The following is a 1,237-nucleotide window of genomic DNA, read 5'->3' on the forward strand; positions in this document are numbered from 1 at the left end:
CAGGGCGAGATCGCGAACGTTTTTTAAGCAACTGAATTTTATTTGACGAGCTAGCCTGACTATGATCTTATACTCCTTTTAAGGAGTTATTCCCTGTGATATCAGCATTTTCTAAACGTTTTTCCTCTATTAATGACCCTCGCCAACAAGCTAAAGTTACTTACTCCCTTTTTGATGTCATATTTCTTACTCTATGCTCCGTTATCACTGGTGCTGAAGGCTGGGAAGATATTGAAGACTTCGGAAATCTACATTTAAACTGGCTTCAATCAAAAAATCTACTGCCAGATGGTATACCTGCTCACGACACCATTGCTCGTATAATCGCAAGGCTTGAGCCAGAAGAATTTAACCAGTGTTTTATTAATTGGATGCTTGATATATCACATGCCTTTAATTCAGAAATAATAGCGATTGATGGGAAAACATTACGCAGTTCATATAACCGTAATGACAGAAAGTCTTGTGTTCATATGGTTAGCGCTTTTGCTACAAAAAACTCATTAGTGTTAGGTCAAATTAAAACTAATGAGAAATCAAATGAAATTACTGCAATCCCGAAATTACTCCAACAACTTGATATTAAAGGGTGTTTAATTACAATCGATGCGATGGGTTGTCAAAAAGAAATTGCAACTAACATTGTTGATAATGGTGGTGACTACCTTCTTTCAGTTAAAAGAAACCAACGAAAACTTCATGACGCGATCAAAGAGCAGCTTAGTGACGTGGTCTTAAATACAAGCTCACCAATGACTATAGAAGAGCAGCATGGCCGATTAGACGTTAGGGAATATTATGTATTAGACGCTGAAAAACTATCAAAACAATTTCCAGAGTGGGCCGGTTTAAAAACCGTAGGAGTTGCCATTGGATTTCAATCTCGAGGCACAGAGACGACCTCACTCGAGTTTAGATATTATATTAGTTCAGCAAGCCTAACGAGTGAGAAATTTGCACAAGCAGTTCGTAATCATTGGATGATAGAGAATCAACTCCATTGGGTTTTAGACGTTACAATGAATGAAGATAAGTGTCAGATTTATAAAGATAATAGCGCAGAAAATCTAGGTGTACTGAGGCATGCTGCATTAAATATGTTAAGAAGTGAAAAAAGTGAAAATAAGAGCATTCGACGTAAACAACGCAGAGCATACGCGGATACTGCATATCTTGATAAAATTTTAGGTACTCAGAACGAAGTGGTTAAAAGTTAGGCATTCACGCTCTTACCCTG

General features: G+C 37.4%; 1 protein-coding gene. It reads left to right on the forward strand.

What is annotated here, in order from left to right; all coding sequences use genetic code 11:
* Positions 1-95 precede the first annotated feature (95 nt).
* Positions 96-1,217, forward strand: coding sequence for an ISAs1 family transposase (locus A6E03_RS19070; protein WP_065601537.1), 1,122 nt, complete (start codon positions 96-98; stop codon positions 1,215-1,217).
* Positions 1,218-1,237 lie beyond the last annotated feature (20 nt).

This window comes from Aliivibrio sp. 1S128 (genome assembly GCF_001691065.1).
Classification (GTDB): Bacteria; Pseudomonadota; Gammaproteobacteria; order Enterobacterales; family Vibrionaceae; genus Aliivibrio.